The sequence below is a fragment of the Streptomyces caelestis genome, from assembly GCF_014205255.1.
Classification (GTDB): Bacteria; Actinomycetota; Actinomycetes; order Streptomycetales; family Streptomycetaceae; genus Streptomyces; species Streptomyces caelestis.
Genome location: NZ_JACHNE010000001.1, coordinates 7,981,731 through 7,997,658, shown reverse-complemented (window position 1 = coordinate 7,997,658; position 15,928 = coordinate 7,981,731). Strand labels below are relative to the sequence as shown.

The following is a 15,928-nucleotide window of genomic DNA, read 5'->3' as shown; positions in this document are numbered from 1 at the left end:
GAACCGGCCCTCAGTTACCGAAGACGTCCGTGGGGCTGCCGAGGATGCTGTCGGCGGCCGGATCGTCGGGAATCAGCCCCGCTCCGTCGGGCAGATCGGGACGGTCCGGCACGGTGTCGGGACCCACCTCGTCGGGGCCGCCGGGGTCTTCAGGGCCTTCGGGGGACGGTTCGCCGGGCAGCGGGCCGGTGTCGCCGGGCGGTGGCGCGTCCGTGGCGGTGACCGGGGGGCTCATGTCACTCGGGGAGTGCGCGTCCCAGGACGAGGCGCTGTCCGAGTCCGGGTCCGGGGAGACGGCGGGCTCGCGCGGGACGAGGGGCGGTGGCTCGGACGGCTCCGGTGCCGGCGCCGGGGGCGCCGTCGTCCAGACTGGTGGCGGCAGGGCCCGGTCGCGGCGTACGTCGTGGCCGACGCGCCGCTCGATCCAGGTACGGGTGGTGACGTCGACGATCGTGAAGTCGGTGATCACCTGCGGTGCGGGGGTCACGACGACGACCCGGCCGGGCCGGTAGCCGGGCCAAGGGGTGCCCTCGATGTCCGGCGTGCCGCGCAGGGCCACGGGCGGGCGCAGCGGGTTGCCGCAGGCGCACCGGACGCGCGGCACACCCCGGTCGTCGACCAGGACGGCGGTGCCCGCCTGGAGGACGGCCTGGTAGCCGGCGGCCCGGCCGGCCCGGAAGCCGTGGTTGGTGACGCGGGTGTCGGCGCGCAGTACGACCGGGGTCAGTCCGCGCAGGTGGTCGGGGACGGACGCCGGGGAGACGCCCGCGACCCGGGCGAAGGCGCGCGTCCTGGCCCGGTCGCGGGTGAGGTGGCCGATCTGCCGGGTGGCGTCGCAGCTGCCGGTCCGCTCGATGCCGCCGTAAAGGCCGGGTGTTGCGCCGGAGAGCGTGCGCAGGCCGCTCAGACCGGCGGAGACCCGGGCGGCGTCGCCCGGGCGGGCCGTCTCCGGCGTTCGGGAGGTGGGGGACGGGGTAGCCGTCGTGGTGGCCGTGGAGTCCGTGAAGGGGTACGGCCCCTGCGCCGCGGCCGGCTGGAGGAAGAGCGCCCCGACGGCGCCCGCGGCGCCGCCTGCGCTGCCACCGACGCTGTCGCCGCCGCAGCCCGAGAGGAGGAGCGCCGCGGAGAGCGCGCAGGCCGTGACGAAGGTCCCGGTCGGTGTCCGCACCTCACCCTCCAGCTCGCTTCGTCACATATGAGGTACATATGAGGTAATTGATCACTATTGTTTGCTTCACTCACTCGGGTTGCGCAACCGGAGCGGTGGTACACGCAGCGTGACACCGGGTCGGGCGACGCACGGGGAGGAGCGCACGCGCGTGGACTGGTTCACCGCATCCGACTACTGGATGACCCGGCTGGTCTTCCAGCGGGCGCTGGCCGCCGTGTACCTGGTCGCGTTCCTGACGGCGGCGTTGCAGTTCCGCGCACTGATCGGGCGGCGCGGCATGCTGCCGGTGCCGCGGTTCGTCGGGCAGGTGCCGTTCCGGCGGGCGCCGAGCCTGTTCCAGCTGCACTACTCGGACCGCTTCTTCGCCGTCTGCGCGTGGACGGGCTGCGCGGTGTCGGTGGCGTTGCTGGCCGGGCTCGACTCGCTGCTGCCCCTGTGGGGCGGCATGCTGCTGTGGCTGGTGCCGTGGGTGCTGTACCTGTCGATCGTCAACGTCGGGCAGACCTGGTACTCGTTCGGCTGGGAGTCACTGCTGCTGGAGGTGGGCTTCCTCGCCGTGTTCCTGGGCAACGACGAGGTGGCGCCGCCCGTCGTCGTGCTGTTCCTGCTGCGCTGGATCCTGTTCCGCGTGGAGTTCGGCGCGGGGCTGATCAAGATGCGCGGCGACGAGTGCTGGCGGAAGCTGACCTGCCTGGACCACCATCACGAGACGCAGCCGATGCCGGGGCCGCTCAGCTGGTTCTTCCACCATCTGCCCCGGCCCCTGCACCGGGTCGAGGTGGCCGCGAACCACGTCACGCAACTCGTGGTGCCGTTCCTGCTGTTCGCCCCGCAGCCGGTCGCGACCGCCGCTGCCGCGCTGATGATCGTCACCCAGCTGTGGCTGGTGCTGTCGGGCAACTTCGCCTGGCTGAACTGGATCACGATCGTGCTCGCCCTGTCAGCGGTGCGGTTCCCGAGCGATCCGCCGTCCGTGCCCGCCGCGCCGCTCTGGTACGAGAGCGTGGTCCTCGCGGTCGCCGCGCTGCTGGTGGGGCTGAGCTACCACCCGGTCCGCAACATGATCTCCCGCCGGCAGGTCATGAACCGCTCCTTCGACCCGCTCCATCTGGTCAACACCTACGGCGCGTTCGGCAGCGTCACCCGGGTCCGCCACGAGGTGGTCGTCGAGGGCACGGCCGACGACGTACCGCGTGAGGACTCGGACTGGCGGGAGTACGAGTTCAAGGGCAAGCCCGGTGATCCCCGGCGCTGGCCGCGCCAGTTCGCGCCGTACCACCTGCGGCTCGACTGGCTGATGTGGTTCGCGGCCCTCTCCCCCGCGTACGCCGGGTCGTGGTTCGGCGCCCTGGTGGAACGGCTGCTGGAGAACGACCGCGACACGCTGAAGCTGCTGCGCCGCTCCCCGTTCCCGCCGGACGAGCCCCCGCGGTACGTGCGCGCCCGCCTGTTCCGCTACCGCTACACGACGTGGCGCGAGCTGCGGGAGACGGGCGCGTGCTGGGAGCGGACGTACGTGCGGGAGTACCTGCCGCCGACGCGGCTGGCGGAGACCGCTCAGAGGTCGTAGACACGGGTGGCGGTGGCCCCGAAGATCCGGGCGTGGCCGGCCGGGTCGGTCAGCCGGCGTGCCGTGTCGAGCACGTCGCCGTAGGCCGCCGCGAGGGTGCACACCGGCCAGTCCGAGCCGAACATCACGCGGTCCGGGCCGAACGCGTCCAGCACCGTGCCGGCGTACGGGCGCAGGTCGTCGATCCTCCAGGACGCGAGGTCGGCTTCGGTGACCATGCCGGAGAGCTTGCAGACGGTGTTGGGCCGCGCGGCGAGGGCGCGGAGGTCGGACGCCCAGGGTTCGAGGGCGCCGGAGGCGATGGGCGGCTTGCCCAAGTGGTCCAGGACGAAGGTGAGGTGCGGCAGGTCTGCGGCCGCCTTGGTGCAGGCGGGGAGCTGGTGGGGCAGCACGACCAGGTCGTACACCAGCCCCGCGTCGGCCACGGCGGTCAGGCCGCGGCGTACGTCCGGACGCAGCAGCCACCCGGGATCCGGCTCGCCCTGGACCTGGTGCCGGATGCCCTTGAGGTACCGCCCGCCGGGCAGTTCCCGCAGCCGGGCCAGCTCGTCGGCGACGTCGGGGCGGGTGAGGTCGGTCCAGCCGACGACCCCGGCGATCAGCTCGTGCTCGTCGGCCAGCGCCAGGAACTCCGGGGTCTCCTCGGGCACGGTCACGGTCTGGACGAGGACGGTGCGGTCGACGCCCGCCGCGCGGGCCTCGGGTGCGAGGTCCGCCATCATGAAATCACGCCGGATCGGGCAGCCTTCCGCGATCCAGTCCTGGTCCCGCACGGACAGGTCCCAGACGTGGTGGTGGGCGTCGACCACGGTCATGACGGCAGCTCCCGGACGACGGACAGGCCGGCGTCCGCGCCCTCGCCGGAGTAGTCGTGCACCACGTCCAGCAGTTCGGCCACGCGGGCCTGCCAGGCGACGTTGACCGGCAGTTTCTCCACTTCGGCGAGGAGACGGGCGTAGCCCGCGGCGTGGATGGCGTCGGTGAGTTCCCCGGGCACCTCGCGGTGGGCGGCCTCGTACGCGGCGATACGGTCGGAGCGGACCCCGGTGTGCAGGGCGACTCTCATGACGGCTCCTTCGACGGCGCCTCGGTGGGCACGGGGGCGTCGGCGGGCAGCAGGCCCTTGGCGCGCAGGTCCTGCCAGAACGCGGCGGGCACGCGGGCGGCGAACTGATGGGCGCAGTCGCGGACTTCGTGTGCCGAGCGGGCCCCGACGAGGACGCTCGCGACGGCCGGGTGGGCGGCGCAGAAGGCCAGGGCGGCGGCGCGCAGCGTGGTGCCGTGACGGTGGGCGACGGACTTCAGGCGCAGCGCCCGCTGGACCAGGTCGGAGGGTGCGACGGTGTAGTTGTACTTCGCGCCCGGCTGCGGATTGGCCAGTAAGCCGGAGTTGAAGGCGCCGCCGATGACGACGGACGTGCCGCGTTCCTGGGCGGCGGGCAACAGGCCGGTGAGGGCGCTCTGGTCGAGCAGGGTGTAGCGGCCGGCGCACAGCACCACGTCGACGTCGGTGTCGCGGACGAAGCGGGTGAGCATCTCCGCCTGGTTCATCCCGGCGCCGATCGCCCCGACCACGCCCTCCGAGCGGAGCTTCTCCAGCGCCGGGTAGCCCTCGCGGAAGGCCCATTCGGCGTGCTCGTCCGGATCGTGGAGGTAGACGATGTCGACCCGGTCGAGGCCCAGGCGTTCCAGACTTGCCTCCAGGGTGCGGCGGATGCCGTCGGCGCTGAAGTCCCAGACGCGGCGGTGGGTGGCGGGCACCGCGAAGCCGCCCGCCAGGTCGTCGCCGGTGCCGTCCGTGGGTTCCAGGCGGCGGCCCACCTTGGTGGAGACGGTGTACCGGTCGCGGGGGTGGTCGCGCAGGGCGGCGCCGAGGCGGCGTTCGGACAGGCCGAGGCCGTAGTGCGGGGCGGTGTCGAAGTAGCGGATGCCGCGCTGCCAGGCGGCCTCCACGGCGTCGTGGGCCTGCGCCTCGCCGACCTCGGAGTACAGGTTGCCGATCGCGGCCGCGCCGAAGGACAGGGCGCTGACCTCGACGCCGCTGCCGCCGAGCCGGTTCACCGGGCCACCGGGCGCAGCCGCAGGCCCTGCATGCCGCCGTCGACGGCGAGCGAGGTGCCCGTGGTGGCGCCGGACAGGGGGCTCGCCAGGTAGGCGATGGCGCACGCGACCTCACCGGCGCCGACCAGGCGGCCGGTGGGCTGGCGGGCCTCCAGGGCGGCGCGCTCGGCGGCCGGGTCGGGGGCGGTGTCGAGGAGGCGGCCGACCCACGGCGTGTCGACCGTGCCCGGGTTGACGCAGTTGACGCGGATGCCCTCGCGGACGTGGTCGGCCGCCATGGCGAGCGTCAGTGAGTACACGGCGCCCTTGGTGGCGCTGTACAGGGCGCGTTGCGGCAGGCCCGCGGTGGCCGCGATGGAGCAGGTGTTGACGATCGCCGCGTGCGCGGAGGCGCGCAGGTGGGGCAGGCAGGCGCGGGTGGTACGGACCATGCCGACGACGTTGACGTCGTAGACGCGGTGCCAGTCGTCGTCGGAGTTGTCCTCGACGGTGCCCTGGGCGCCGATGCCCGCGTTGTTGATCAGTACATCAAGGACGCCGTGCCCGCCCAGGTCGGCGACCGCCGCCGCCACGGCCTCGCGCACGGACGCGTCGTCGGTGACGTCCGCGCGGTAGGCAAGCAGCGGCTTGTCCACCGACGACGGGTCCAGATCGAGGACGGCGACCTGGGCGCCGCGCTCGGCCAGCAGTTCCGCGGTCGCCCGGCCGATGCCGGAGGCGCCGCCCGTCACCAGGGCTCTGATGCCCTCGAAGTCGCTCATTCAGCCCGCCCCTTCTTCTGTTTGTCGAGGTCGGCGGCCCAGAACTCGCCGCCCGGGTAGGTGTACCGCGCCAGCGACTCGGGCCGCATGGCGGCCGAGAAGCCCGGCGCGGTGGGTGCCGTGTAACGACCTTCGCGGATGGCCACCGGGTCGAGGAAGTGGTCGTGCAGATGGTCGACGTATTCGATGACGCGGTCCCGGGTAGTGCCGGTCAGGGCCACGTAGTCGAACATCGACAGGTGCTGGACGAGTTCGCACAGTCCGACACCGCCCGCGTGCGGGCAGACGGGGACGCCGAACTTGGCCGCGAGCAGCAGGATCGCGAGGTTCTCGGGGACGCCGCCGACACGGGCCGCGTCGATCTGGACGACGTCGAGCGCCCCGGCCTGGAGGAGCTGTTTGAAGACGATCCGGTTGTGCACGTGCTCGCCGGTGGCGACCTTCACGGGGGCGACGGCCCGGCGGATCGCGGCGTGGCCGAGGATGTCATCGGGGCTGGTGGGTTCCTCGATCCAGTACGGGTCGAACTCGGCGAGGGCCTCGGTCCAGCGGATGGCCTCGTCGACGTCCCAGCGCTGGTTGGCGTCGACGGCCATGCGGATGTCCGGGCCGATGACGGAGCGGGCCACGCGGCAGCGGCGGATGTCGTCGTCGAGGTCGGCGCCGACCTTGAGCTTGATCTGCCGGAAGCCGTCGGCGACCGCCCGGTCCGCGAGCCGGGTGAGTTTCTCGTCATCGTAGCCGAGCCAGCCGGGCGAGGTGGTGTAGGCGGGGTAGCCGCGCTCCAGCAGCCAGGCCCTGCGTTCCTCGGCGCCCGGTCTGCCCCTGCGCAGGAGGGTCAGGGCCTCCTCGGGGGTGAGGGCGTCGGTGAGGTAGCGGAAGTCGACCTGGCGGACCAGCCATTCGGGGTCGGCCTCGGCGAGCAGCCGCCACAGCGGCAGGCCGGCGCGTTTGGCGGCCAGGTCCCACACGGCGTTGACGACCGCGCCGATCGCCATGTGCATCACGCCCTTCTCGGGCCCGAGCCAGCGCAGTTGGCTGTCGCCGATCAGGTCGCGGTTCAGGGTGGACGGGTCGGCGCACAGGTCGTCGACGGAGCGGCCGATCAGGTGTCCGCGCAGCGCGTCGATCGCGGCGACCTGCACCTCGTTGCCCCGCCCGATGGTGAAGGTGAATCCGTGCCCCTCGTGCCCGTCGGCCGCGTCCGTGCACAGGACGACGTAGGCCGCCGAGTAGTCGGGGTCCGGGTTCATCGCGTCGGAGCCGTCGAGCTCGCGCGAGGTGGGGAAGCGGATGTCGTGGGTGTCGACCGCGGTGATGCGGGCGGGCGTCGGGGACACAGAGGGCCTTTCGGGTCGGCTGCGGAGGCGATTCCGAAACGACGGCACCGCATACTTATCAGACCACTCTTCCACCAGAACACCCTATGACGCCGATTTCCGCGCTTTTGGCGCAGAGTGGTCCGACCACCTCGCCGATTAGACTGCGCCCCAGCCGGTGATCGGAGGAACGGCGTGGACGACGAGACAGCCCCGCGCAAGGGCAGCGTGACGCAGCGCGCCATCGAGCGGATCAAGGCGATGATCGGTGAGGGACGGCTGGAGCCGGGCCAGCGGCTGCCGACCGAACGTGACCTGGCCGTCCAGCTCGGCATCTCCCGCAGCTCGATGCGGGAGGCGATCCGCGCGCTGACGGTGCTGGGCGTGCTGGAGGCCCGGCACGGGTCGGGCATCTACGTGACGCAGCTGGAGGCCGGTGACCTGCTGGAGACCTTCGGCGTCGTGGCGGACCTGTCGCGCGGCCCGCGCCTGGTGGAGCTGCTGGAGATCCGGCGGATCCTGGAGTCGACGGCGACGGCACTGGCCGCCGCCCGGATCACCGCGGACCAGCTGGCCGAGGTCGAGAAGCACCTGGCGGCGATGAACGCCACGGATGACCCGGAGGAGATCCTCGCCCACGACCTGGCCTTCCACCGCGAGATCGCGGCGGCCGCGGGCAACGAGACCATGGCCGCGATCCTGGAGGGCCTGTCGTCGCGGACGTTCCGCGCCCGGGTGTGGCGCGGCTACCAGGAGGAGGGCGCCTTCGCCCGCACCCGGCGTGAACACGCCGCGATCCATCGCGCCCTGGCCGCCCACGACCCGGAGGCGGCCCGTGCGGCGGCGGCCGCGCACGTGGGCGAGGTGGAGGAGTGGCTGCGGGCACAGCTCGGGCCCTAGGGACAGTCCCCAGGGCCCGCCGTGCCGCCGCTACTTGAACTGACCGGGCTGGTAATCGCCCGCCGGCTGCTGGAGGATGACGTTCAGCCGGTTCGCCGTGTTCATGAAGGCGATCAGGGTCACCAGGGCGACGAGCTGCTCCTCGTCGTAGTGCCTGGCGGCCCGCTCCCACACCTCGTCCGGCACCCCGCCGGCGCCGTCCGCGATACGGGTCCCCTGCTCGGCCAGTTCGAGCGCGGCGCGCTCGGCCTCGGTGTAGACCGTCGCCTCCCGCCATGCGGCGACCAGGTTGATGCGTACGGAGGTCTCGCCCGCCGCCGCGGCCTCCTTGGTGTGCATGTCGATGCAGACCGCGCAGCCGTTGATCTGGCTCACCCGGAGCGAGACCAGCTCCCGGGTGGCGGCCGGCAGCGGTGAGTCCACGACCAGCCGCCCCAGGGACATGAACTGCTTGATGACCTTGCCGGCGCTCGGGATGGCGAAGACGTCCAGGCGCGCGTTCATGGTGAACTCCTCTGTCGTTGCCGATGCTTACGCCCTTATGACTCCGGGGCCCGCCCCGATGTGACATCGCGGAATGTGACCTGCGTCTCCCGCTGTCCGGTCCTACCGCCGTCGCCGTCGCTGCGGACCCGGCGCATGTCGGTTCACCTCGCGGGCCCTGAGGGCGACAATGAGCCCTATGCGGCTACGGGGCACAGCATGGGTCACCGCCGGACTGCTGCTGGCCGTCGCGACCGGCTGTACCGGCGGTGGGGACGAAGCCGCGCCCGAGGCCTCCGCGAGGTCGGCCCCGGCCACGAGCGAGCCACCTCGCACGACGTCCTCCCCCACGCCCACCCCGGCCGATCCCGTCTCCCTCCCGGCCCTGATGCAGCGCGAGCACACCGGCTCCGGGATGCGGCTCGGGGACGTGCTCGACCGGACCTCCGCCTACACCCGCCACGCCGTCACCTACGAGGCGAACGGTCTGACCGTCTCGGGGATCATGAACATCCCGGAGGGAAAGGGCCCGTTTCCCGCGCTCGTGCTGGCGCACGGGTACATCGACCCGGACGTCTACGTCAGCGGCCAGGGCATGCCGCGGGAGCAGGACCGCCTGGCCCGCAGCGGCTACGTCGTCCTGCACACCGACTACCGCAACCACGCCCGCTCCGACGACGACCCCGACAACGACGTGAACCTGCGCCTCGGCTACACGGAGGACGTCATCGGCGCCGCCCTGGCCCTGCGCGACTCGGGGCGCCCGGAGATCGACGGCGACCGGATCGGCCTGTTCGGCCGGTCGATGGGCGGCGGGGTCGTGTACAACACGCTGGTCGTGGCGCCCGGACTGTTCGACGCCGCGGTGGCGTACGCGCCGGTGAGCGCCCGCCCCGAGGAGAACATCGACCACTTCCAGCGGCCCGACGGCGACCCCCTCGTGGCCGAGATCGAGGAGAAGCACGGCACCCCGGAGGAGAACCCGGCCTTCTGGCGCGCGGTGTCGCCCCTGACATACCTCGACCGTGTCACCGAACCCCTGCTGATCCAGCACGGCACCGCGGACGGCACCTGTCCCCTCACCTGGTCACGGCAGGTCGCCGCCGCGTTCGAGAAGGCGGGCAAGGACGTCGAACTGCGCACCCACGCCGGCGAGGGACACACCTTCGGGCCGCGCTGGCCGGCCTCGATGGACATCACCGAGGCCTTCTTCGCACGCCACCTGCGCTGAGCCCCTCAGACCCGGGACCGGCGCGCCCCCGGGGGCGCGCGAAGCGCATCACGGCGCATCGACCTGCCCAGGACCTCGACGTGCGCCCCCGGCCGGTGCACAGTTCTCCCTACGTACTCACCAGTAAGCCCGTCCCCGCACGCCGAGGAGCCTCTGTGACCACCTGGGCCGGCCGCACCGCCGCCGAGATATCCGCCGCCGTACGTGAGAAGCGGGTCACCCCGCGCGAGGTGGTCGCCGAGCACCTCGACCGGATCGAGCGGCTCGACGGCCGTGTCGGGGCCTTCCGCACGGTGCGCGCCGAGGCGGCGCTGACCGAGGCCGACGAGGTGGCCGCTCGCGCCGACTTCGCCCATCTGCCCCTGGCCGGGGTGCCGGTGGCCGTCAAGGACAACCTGGCCGTGCGCGGCGAGTCCACCCGCGTCGGCTCGGCCGCGACACCGGACACCCCGGCCGATCGGGACCACGCGACGGTGGCCCGGCTGCGGGCGGCGGGCGCGGTGGTCGTGGGGCTGACGAACGTGCCCGAGCTGTGTGTCTTCGGCACGACGGACGGCGTGCTGGGCACCGCCCGCAACCCCTGGGACCCGACGCGCTCGGCGGGCGGTTCGTCGGGCGGCAGTGCCGCCGCGGTCGCCGCCGGGATGGTGCCGATCGCCCTCGGCAACGACGGCATGGGTTCCCTGCGCATACCGGCCGCCAACTGCGGCCTGGTCACCATCAAGCCGGGACACGGAGTGGTTCCGAAGGGTGCCGGGGACAGCGACTGGTTCGGCTTGTCGGAGAACGGACCGCTCGCCACGACCGTCCAGGACGCCCGTCTGATGCTCTCGGTGCTCGCGGGCGACGAGCCCGCCCTCCGCTCCGAGCCCGGCCCCCTCAGGATCGCCGTGTCGCTGCGCAGTCCGCTGGCCGGTGTCACCATCAGCCGGCCGTACACGGCGGCCGCCCGGGAGGCGGCCGGGGTGCTGATGAAGGCGGGCCATCAGGTCCGGCGCGCCGACCCGCCCTATCCGATGTCGCTCGCCATGACCTCACTGGCCCACTGGACGGCCGGCACCGCCGCGAACGCCCAGCACCTCGACCAGCGTCTGCTGACCCGGCGCACCCGGGTCCACGCGAGACTCGGCCGGCCCTTCCTGGGCAGGGCGCGCTCCGGATCGGCCCGGGAGCAACTGCGCCGGCGGCTGGAGCCGTTCTTCGCCGAGTACGACGCGCTGCTCACGCCCGCGCTCGCCCGCCGTTCCCCGAAGGCCGCGCCCTGGCACGAACGGGGCTGGCTGAGCAACGTCCTGGCGAACACGAACCACTCGCCCTTGACGCCGCTGTGGAACCTGACCGGCTGGCCCGCCATGTCGGTCCCCTGCGGAACCCTCCCCTCCGGCGCGCCCTGCGCGGTGCAGCTGGTCGGACGCCCCGGCACGGAGTACCAACTCCTGGAACTCGCCGAGCAGTTGCAGGACCGTAATCCGTGGCGGCGTACGGCGCCGATGAACTAGAGTCGGCCGGGTGACTGCCGGGTCGGCCGTAGGCCATGCACGAGTGAGGCGCCCGGCCTCGGAGTGAGCGCGGCGGGGGTGACCCCGCCCGGGCCCGCCCGAGAGCCGGAAAGGGCACGAGCCCCGCCTCCCGTCTCCGTGTTTCCTCATCCCCTCGCGCCGCTGCGGCGCTTCACCACGGATCCCGGAACCCGGAGACGATTCAACCCATGTCCCACGCACAGCACGCACCCGAACTCCCGTCCACCGTCGCCCGCCTCGACCACACCGCCGTCTTCGCCTCGGACCGCTGGCTGTCGGCGGAGTTCCTGGCGGCGGTCCTGGGCCTGAGGGTGGGCGCCCCGTTCGGGCCGTTCCTGCCCGTCGACCTGGGCAACGGCGTGACCCTCGACTACTACGAGAAGCGCGACGAGCCGATCCAAGGGCAGCACTACGCGTTCCTCGTGCCCGAGGAGCAGTTCGACACCATGATCGCCCGGCTGGAGGCGCTGGGGGTCACCTACTACGCCGACCCGAGCCACACCCAGCCCGGCCGGGTCAACGACCTCTTCGGCGGCCGCGGCGCCTACTTCGACGACCCGGACGGCCACAACATGGAGATCATGACGCGGCCGTACGTCCGTCCCTGACGGCCCCGGTCATGACCTCTGGCTGCTTCAGAGCGCCCGGTGCATGATGTGCAGTCCGACGAGGCCGTGCCGGGGGTGCTCGAACGCGTCGGGGACGGTGCCGAGGATGGTGAAGCCGAGGGAGGTCCACAGCTTCACGGCCGGGTTGGTCTCGACGACGGCGTTGAACACCATGCCCCGGTAGCCGGCGGCCCTGGCCTCGGTCAGGAGGTGTTCGGCGAGGGCCCGGCCGTAGCCCCGGCCGCCCTGGTCCGGGTCGACCATGAAGCCGGCGTTGGCGATGCGGGCGGCGGGGCCGCCGTAGTTGGGGGTGAGGTAGGCGGAGGCGACGACACCGCCGCTGTCGTCCTCGACGACGTAGACGCGTTTCGCCGGATTCATCCACAGGACCCGGGCCTCCTCCTCGGAGGTGCCCGGGTCCCATGCGTAGGTCTCGCCCGCGGCGACGATACGGTGCCAGAACGGCCAGATGCGCGGCCAGTCGTCAGCCGTTGCTTCCCTGATCAGCATGGACGGGAGTCTGGCACGCCCATGCGCTCGACGATCGCGGAGGAGGCGGCGCCCGGTCAGTCCACGCTGGGCAGGATGTGGGGCTCGGCGAGGTCCTCCTCGTAGCCCGCGAGGCGGATCGGGGCCGACCGGGCCCACACGTCGAGGCTGCCGAGCTCGTCGGACCGATGGCCCTTACGCTCGGTGCGTTCCTTGGGGCGTTGCTCGCGATTCGTCTTCTCCGGTGTCACCGCGCACTCCTTATGTGTCGGTCACCCTCGGGACGTGTGCGCCGGTCCTGCTCTGCGCCTGCCGCCCGCTCGGGTCTGATGCCAAATGCAGTTCGGACGCGGTGGCGCCGGTAACTCGCGGGAGCGCAGGCCGTGGTGTACCGGCTTGTCCCATGACGGACCGTGGGTGTGGATCCCGTCCTGCTGTCCGTCCGCCTCAGATTAACCAAATGAGCGGCCCCCCGCTCGATGGGGCTGAAAACTACCGGTAACGATCGCGCGTCATCCCGTGTTCAACTCGGGTTTACGCACCGATTTGCCAGAGGAAAGGACGTTTTGCGGATCACTCGAACGGTGTAAGCCCGCACCGGCGACTTCCAGACGGCTGCGCGGTTCACGCCGCTCCTACCACTTCCCCGGCGCGTAGTCCTTCAGAAAGACCCCGTACAGGTCCTCCCCCGCCTCACCCCGCACGATCGGGTCGTACACCCGGGCCGCACCGTCGACCAGGTCCAGCGGCGCGTGGAACCCGGCCTCCGCAAGCCGCAACTTGTCGTAATGAGGCCGCTCGTCCGTGATCCACCCCGTGTCGACCGAGGTCATCAGAATCCCGTCGGTCTGGAACATCTCCTGCGCGCTGGTCCGCGTGACCATGTTCATCGCGGCCTTGGCGGCGTTCGTGTTCGGGTGTCCCGCCCCCTTGTAGCCGCGTCCGAACACGCCCTCCATCGCCGAGACGTTCACGACGTACGCGCGTCCGCTCGCCGCCTTCCTCGCGGCCTCGGCCATGACCGGGCGGAGCCGGCTGATCAGGATGAACGGCGCCGTGTAGTTGCACAGCTGGGTCTCCAGCAGCTCCACCGGCGAGATCTGTTCGATCGTCTGCACCCAGGTGTTGCTGTCCACGACGTCCGGGACAAGGCCGCCCGCGTCGATCGCCGTGCCGTCGAGGTGCCGCTCGACGCTGGCGTTGCCCGCCACCAGGGCGAGGTCGGCGACCTGTTGGGCGTCGAGGCCGCTGGTGCCCAGGGGCAGCGCGGCCAGGCCGTCGACCGCGCCGGAGTTGAAGGCGCCGATGACGTGGTGGGCGGGGAGTTCACCGGCGGGCAGCGGGGCGCTCTCGCCCTCGACCAGCGCGGCGTAGGCGGAGGGCAGCCGGCGTACGGTCTGGGTCGCGTTGTTGACGAGGATGTCGAGCGGGCCCGCCTCGGCGACCTGCTCCGCGAGGGCCACGGCCTGGGCCGGGTCGCGCAGGTCGATGCCGACGACCTCCAGGCGGTGGATCCAGTCCGCCGAATCGTCCATCGCCTTGAAGCGGCGGATGGCGTCCTTCGGGAAGCGCGTGGTGATCGTGGTGTGCGCGCCGTCGCGCAGCAGCCGGAGCGCGATGTACATGCCGATCTTGGCGCGGCCGCCGGTGAGCAGGGCGCGCTTGCCGGTGAGGTCGGCACGGACGTCGCGCTTGGCGCGGTTCATGGCGGCGCAGTCGGGACAGAGCTGGTGGTAGAAGTAGTCGACTTCCACGTACCGGGTCTTGCAGGTGTAGCAGGAGCGCGGGCGCTGGAGTATCCCCGCGATCCTGCCCTCCTCGGTGGCCGACGACGGCAGCAGGCCCTCGGTCTCGTCGTCGATGCGCTGGGCGGAGCCGGTCGCCGTGGCCTCCGTGACCGCCTTGTCGTGGGCGGTCTTGGCGGCCCGGCGCTCCTGGCGGCGGCGCTGCTTGACCGTGCGGTAGACGCCCGCGGTGGCCCGGCGCACGGCGACGGCGTCCGGGTGGTCGATCTCCAGCTTGTCGAGTTCCTCGAGCACGCTGAGGCAGACGGCCAGCCGCTCCGGGTCGATGCCGGGTCCGTACGAGAGCCCGCTCGCCTCGTCCATGGCCTGCGGGCCGTCCTCTGTCACCGTCATCGCCGCTGTCGTTCCCTGCTGTGCCGTGGTGGCGCGCCGGTCGCGCCCGCTTTCGAAGGGCGAATTTTACGGAGCAGCGGGCCGCACCGCCAAACCCGGGCGATTCAGGGCCGGCAGGCCTTGATCAGAGTGCGCACCTCCTCCGAGACGGCCGCCGCGAGCCGGTCGAGGTCCGGCACGGCCCTGCCGTCGGCGACGAGCCCGTAGTGCACGCCCCCCCGGTACGTCGACACCGCCACCGCCACGGAGTGGCCGGGGGCCAGCGGGGCGAACGGGAAGACGGCGGTGAGCGGGTTGCCGCCCAGCTTCAGGCCGAGGCTGGGCAGGGGCACGCTGGTGACCAGGATGTCGAACCAGAGCCGGGCCGCCTGGCCGACCAGCGGTCCGCCCAGCCGGTGGGCCAGGGCCGGGACGTGGTCGGCGAGCAGAGCGACGGCGCCCGCGCCCCGGTTGGGGCCGGCGTCCTTGTTGCGGTCCATGGCGGTGCGGACCGAGGCGAGGCGGGCCAGCGGGTCCGGGTCGTCCACCGGAAGCCGTATCAGGTAGCCGGAGAGCCGGTTGCCCTGCGGGTACGCGGTGCGCGGGCGGCGCTTGGAGACGGGGATCAGGGCGCGGGGCGCGACGTCCTCGCTGCCGTCGCCGCGCTCGTCGAGCCACCGGCGCAGCGCGCCCGCGACGACCGCGATCAGGACGTCGTTGACGGTGCCGCCGACGGTCTTGCGGACGCGGTGCACGTCGTCGAGGTCGAGCAGCACTCCGGCGGTGCGTCGGGTGCCGCTCGGCTCGCAGGTGAGCGCGGGGGTGGAGCGCACGTCGAGGGAGGAACGGGCGACGGAGGCGCCGATGTCCAGGGCCTGGCCCACGTCGGACAGGGCGCCGCGCAGCATGCCGGGCAGGTCGCGCACGTCCGGCAGCAGACCGCGCGGGGGCTCGGCGGGGCGGGGCCGGGGCGCGGGCATGTCCATCGGGTCCATGACGCCCGCGGCGAGGGTCAGCGCTCGCAGCCCGTCGGCCAGGGCGTGGTGGAACTTGAACAGCACCGCGAAGGAGACCCCGTCCTCGCCGGGCAGCACATGCGCCTCCCACGGCGGCCGTCCCCGCTCCAGCGGCCGTCCCATGAGCCGGCCCGCGACCGAGTGGAAATCGGCGGTCGGCGCGTGCAGCCGCACATGGTTCAGAGGGTCGAAGTCCGGGTCGGGCTCGCGCTCCGCGCCGCCGAAGGCGAGGGGCCGGCGCAGCGCGTCGGGCAGCGGCTGCCACACGTTGCGGATCCGCATCCGCAGTCCGGGCACGCCGGCGGCGCGGGCCGCGAGCAGGTCCGCCGCGTGGGCGCCGGCGGCGGGCGAGTGGGCCGAGAAGATCCCGAGCGCGCCGAGGTGCATCGGGTGGTCCGCGGACTCGATGTTCCAGAACGCCAGGTCGAGAGGAGCGAGCAGGTCAGCAGTCAAGGGCTTGCCTCGCGTCGACGATGGGTGGGCCAGCAGTCAATCGCCCCCGGCCGATTACGGTCAAGCACGATCATGCTACGCACAGTTAACAGCACATTAAGTCCCGCCCCGGGAAAGGGGCGGGACTTATGGTGCATCTGTGGTCAGTCCAGCACAGGTTGCGGCGCCGGGCACTCCGTGGGAGTCACCCGGGAGGCGTCATGGATCAGCGCCCGGTGCGCTGTCCTCA

General features: G+C 72.4%; 16 protein-coding genes. 5 read left to right on the top strand and 11 right to left on the bottom strand.

Annotated elements, in window-relative coordinates:
* Positions 1 to 10 precede the first annotated feature (10 nt).
* On the bottom strand, positions 11 to 1,168 hold the full coding sequence (locus tag HDA41_RS36195) for a DUF6777 domain-containing protein (protein WP_184991602.1): 1,158 nt from the start codon (positions 1,166 to 1,168) through the stop codon (positions 11 to 13).
* Between the two features lie 151 nt (positions 1,169 to 1,319).
* Here HDA41_RS36195 and HDA41_RS36190 point away from each other — a divergent pair, with 151 nt between their 5' ends.
* On the top strand, positions 1,320 to 2,741 hold the full coding sequence (locus tag HDA41_RS36190) for a lipase maturation factor family protein (RefSeq protein ID WP_184991600.1): 1,422 nt from the start codon (positions 1,320 to 1,322) through the stop codon (positions 2,739 to 2,741).
* On the opposite strand, the gene HDA41_RS36185 is transcribed toward HDA41_RS36190, so the two are convergent.
* Genes HDA41_RS36185 through HDA41_RS36165 form a run of 5 tightly spaced genes read right to left on the bottom strand, consistent with a single transcriptional unit; the run spans position 2,729 to position 6,903 of the window.
* A complete protein-coding gene (locus HDA41_RS36185; protein WP_184991598.1) occupies positions 2,729 to 3,556 on the bottom strand; it encodes an amidohydrolase family protein in 828 nt (275 codons plus the stop codon). The genes HDA41_RS36190 and HDA41_RS36185 overlap by 13 nt on opposite strands.
* Positions 3,553 to 3,807: an L-rhamnose mutarotase gene (locus HDA41_RS36180; protein WP_184991596.1), complete on the bottom strand. Its 255-nt coding sequence runs from the start codon at positions 3,805 to 3,807 to the stop codon at positions 3,553 to 3,555. The genes HDA41_RS36185 and HDA41_RS36180 overlap by 4 nt, the downstream gene beginning before the upstream one ends.
* Positions 3,804 to 4,802: an aldo/keto reductase gene (locus HDA41_RS36175; protein WP_184991594.1), complete on the bottom strand. Its 999-nt coding sequence runs from the start codon at positions 4,800 to 4,802 to the stop codon at positions 3,804 to 3,806. The genes HDA41_RS36180 and HDA41_RS36175 overlap by 4 nt, the downstream gene beginning before the upstream one ends.
* Positions 4,799 to 5,563, bottom strand: a complete 765-nt coding sequence (locus HDA41_RS36170) for an SDR family NAD(P)-dependent oxidoreductase (RefSeq protein ID WP_184991592.1) — start codon at positions 5,561 to 5,563, stop codon at positions 4,799 to 4,801. The genes HDA41_RS36175 and HDA41_RS36170 overlap by 4 nt, the downstream gene beginning before the upstream one ends.
* Positions 5,560 to 6,903: an L-fuconate dehydratase gene (locus tag HDA41_RS36165; protein ID WP_184991590.1), complete on the bottom strand. Its 1,344-nt coding sequence runs from the start codon at positions 6,901 to 6,903 to the stop codon at positions 5,560 to 5,562. Before HDA41_RS36165 ends, HDA41_RS36170 begins: the two co-directional genes overlap by 4 nt.
* Before the next feature lie 174 nt (positions 6,904 to 7,077).
* Here HDA41_RS36165 and HDA41_RS36160 point away from each other — a divergent pair, with 174 nt between their 5' ends.
* Positions 7,078 to 7,782, top strand: a complete 705-nt coding sequence (locus HDA41_RS36160) for a FadR/GntR family transcriptional regulator (RefSeq protein ID WP_184991588.1) — start codon at positions 7,078 to 7,080, stop codon at positions 7,780 to 7,782.
* Positions 7,783 to 7,812: 30 nt separating this feature from the next.
* Here HDA41_RS36160 and HDA41_RS36155 read toward each other — a convergent pair whose 3' ends face one another.
* Positions 7,813 to 8,286 (bottom strand): carboxymuconolactone decarboxylase family protein, encoded by a 474-nt coding sequence (locus HDA41_RS36155; RefSeq protein WP_184991587.1) that lies wholly within the window; start codon positions 8,284 to 8,286, stop codon positions 7,813 to 7,815.
* 178 nt (positions 8,287 to 8,464) lie between these two features.
* Between HDA41_RS36155 and HDA41_RS36150 the strand changes: the two genes are divergently transcribed.
* From HDA41_RS36150 to HDA41_RS36140, 3 genes are all read left to right on the top strand, one after another.
* Entirely contained in the window at positions 8,465 to 9,496 is a 1,032-nt protein-coding gene (locus tag HDA41_RS36150; RefSeq protein WP_184991585.1) for an alpha/beta hydrolase family protein, read from the top strand.
* Positions 9,497 to 9,651: 155 nt separating this feature from the next.
* A complete protein-coding gene (locus HDA41_RS36145) occupies positions 9,652 to 10,995 on the top strand; it encodes an amidase (RefSeq protein ID WP_184991582.1) in 1,344 nt (447 codons plus the stop codon).
* 209 nt (positions 10,996 to 11,204) lie between these two features.
* Entirely contained in the window at positions 11,205 to 11,624 is a 420-nt protein-coding gene (locus HDA41_RS36140) for a VOC family protein (RefSeq protein WP_184991580.1), read from the top strand.
* A 27-nt stretch (positions 11,625 to 11,651) separates the two neighbouring features.
* On the opposite strand, the gene HDA41_RS36135 is transcribed toward HDA41_RS36140, so the two are convergent.
* From HDA41_RS36135 to HDA41_RS36120, 4 genes are all read right to left on the bottom strand, one after another.
* Positions 11,652 to 12,134 carry a GNAT family N-acetyltransferase gene (locus tag HDA41_RS36135; protein WP_184991578.1) on the bottom strand — a complete coding sequence of 161 codons (483 nt, stop codon included), beginning with the start codon at positions 12,132 to 12,134 and terminating at the stop codon, positions 11,652 to 11,654.
* A 56-nt stretch (positions 12,135 to 12,190) separates the two neighbouring features.
* A complete protein-coding gene (locus HDA41_RS36130) occupies positions 12,191 to 12,364 on the bottom strand; it encodes a hypothetical protein (RefSeq protein WP_107084056.1) in 174 nt (57 codons plus the stop codon).
* Between the two features lie 384 nt (positions 12,365 to 12,748).
* Complete coding sequence (locus tag HDA41_RS36125) at positions 12,749 to 14,251, bottom strand: SDR family NAD(P)-dependent oxidoreductase (protein ID WP_184991576.1); 1,503 nt, start codon at positions 14,249 to 14,251, stop codon at positions 12,749 to 12,751.
* A 104-nt stretch (positions 14,252 to 14,355) separates the two neighbouring features.
* Entirely contained in the window at positions 14,356 to 15,699 is a 1,344-nt protein-coding gene (locus tag HDA41_RS36120) for a wax ester/triacylglycerol synthase family O-acyltransferase (RefSeq protein ID WP_184991575.1), read from the bottom strand.
* Between the last annotated feature and the right edge of the window lie 229 nt (positions 15,700 to 15,928).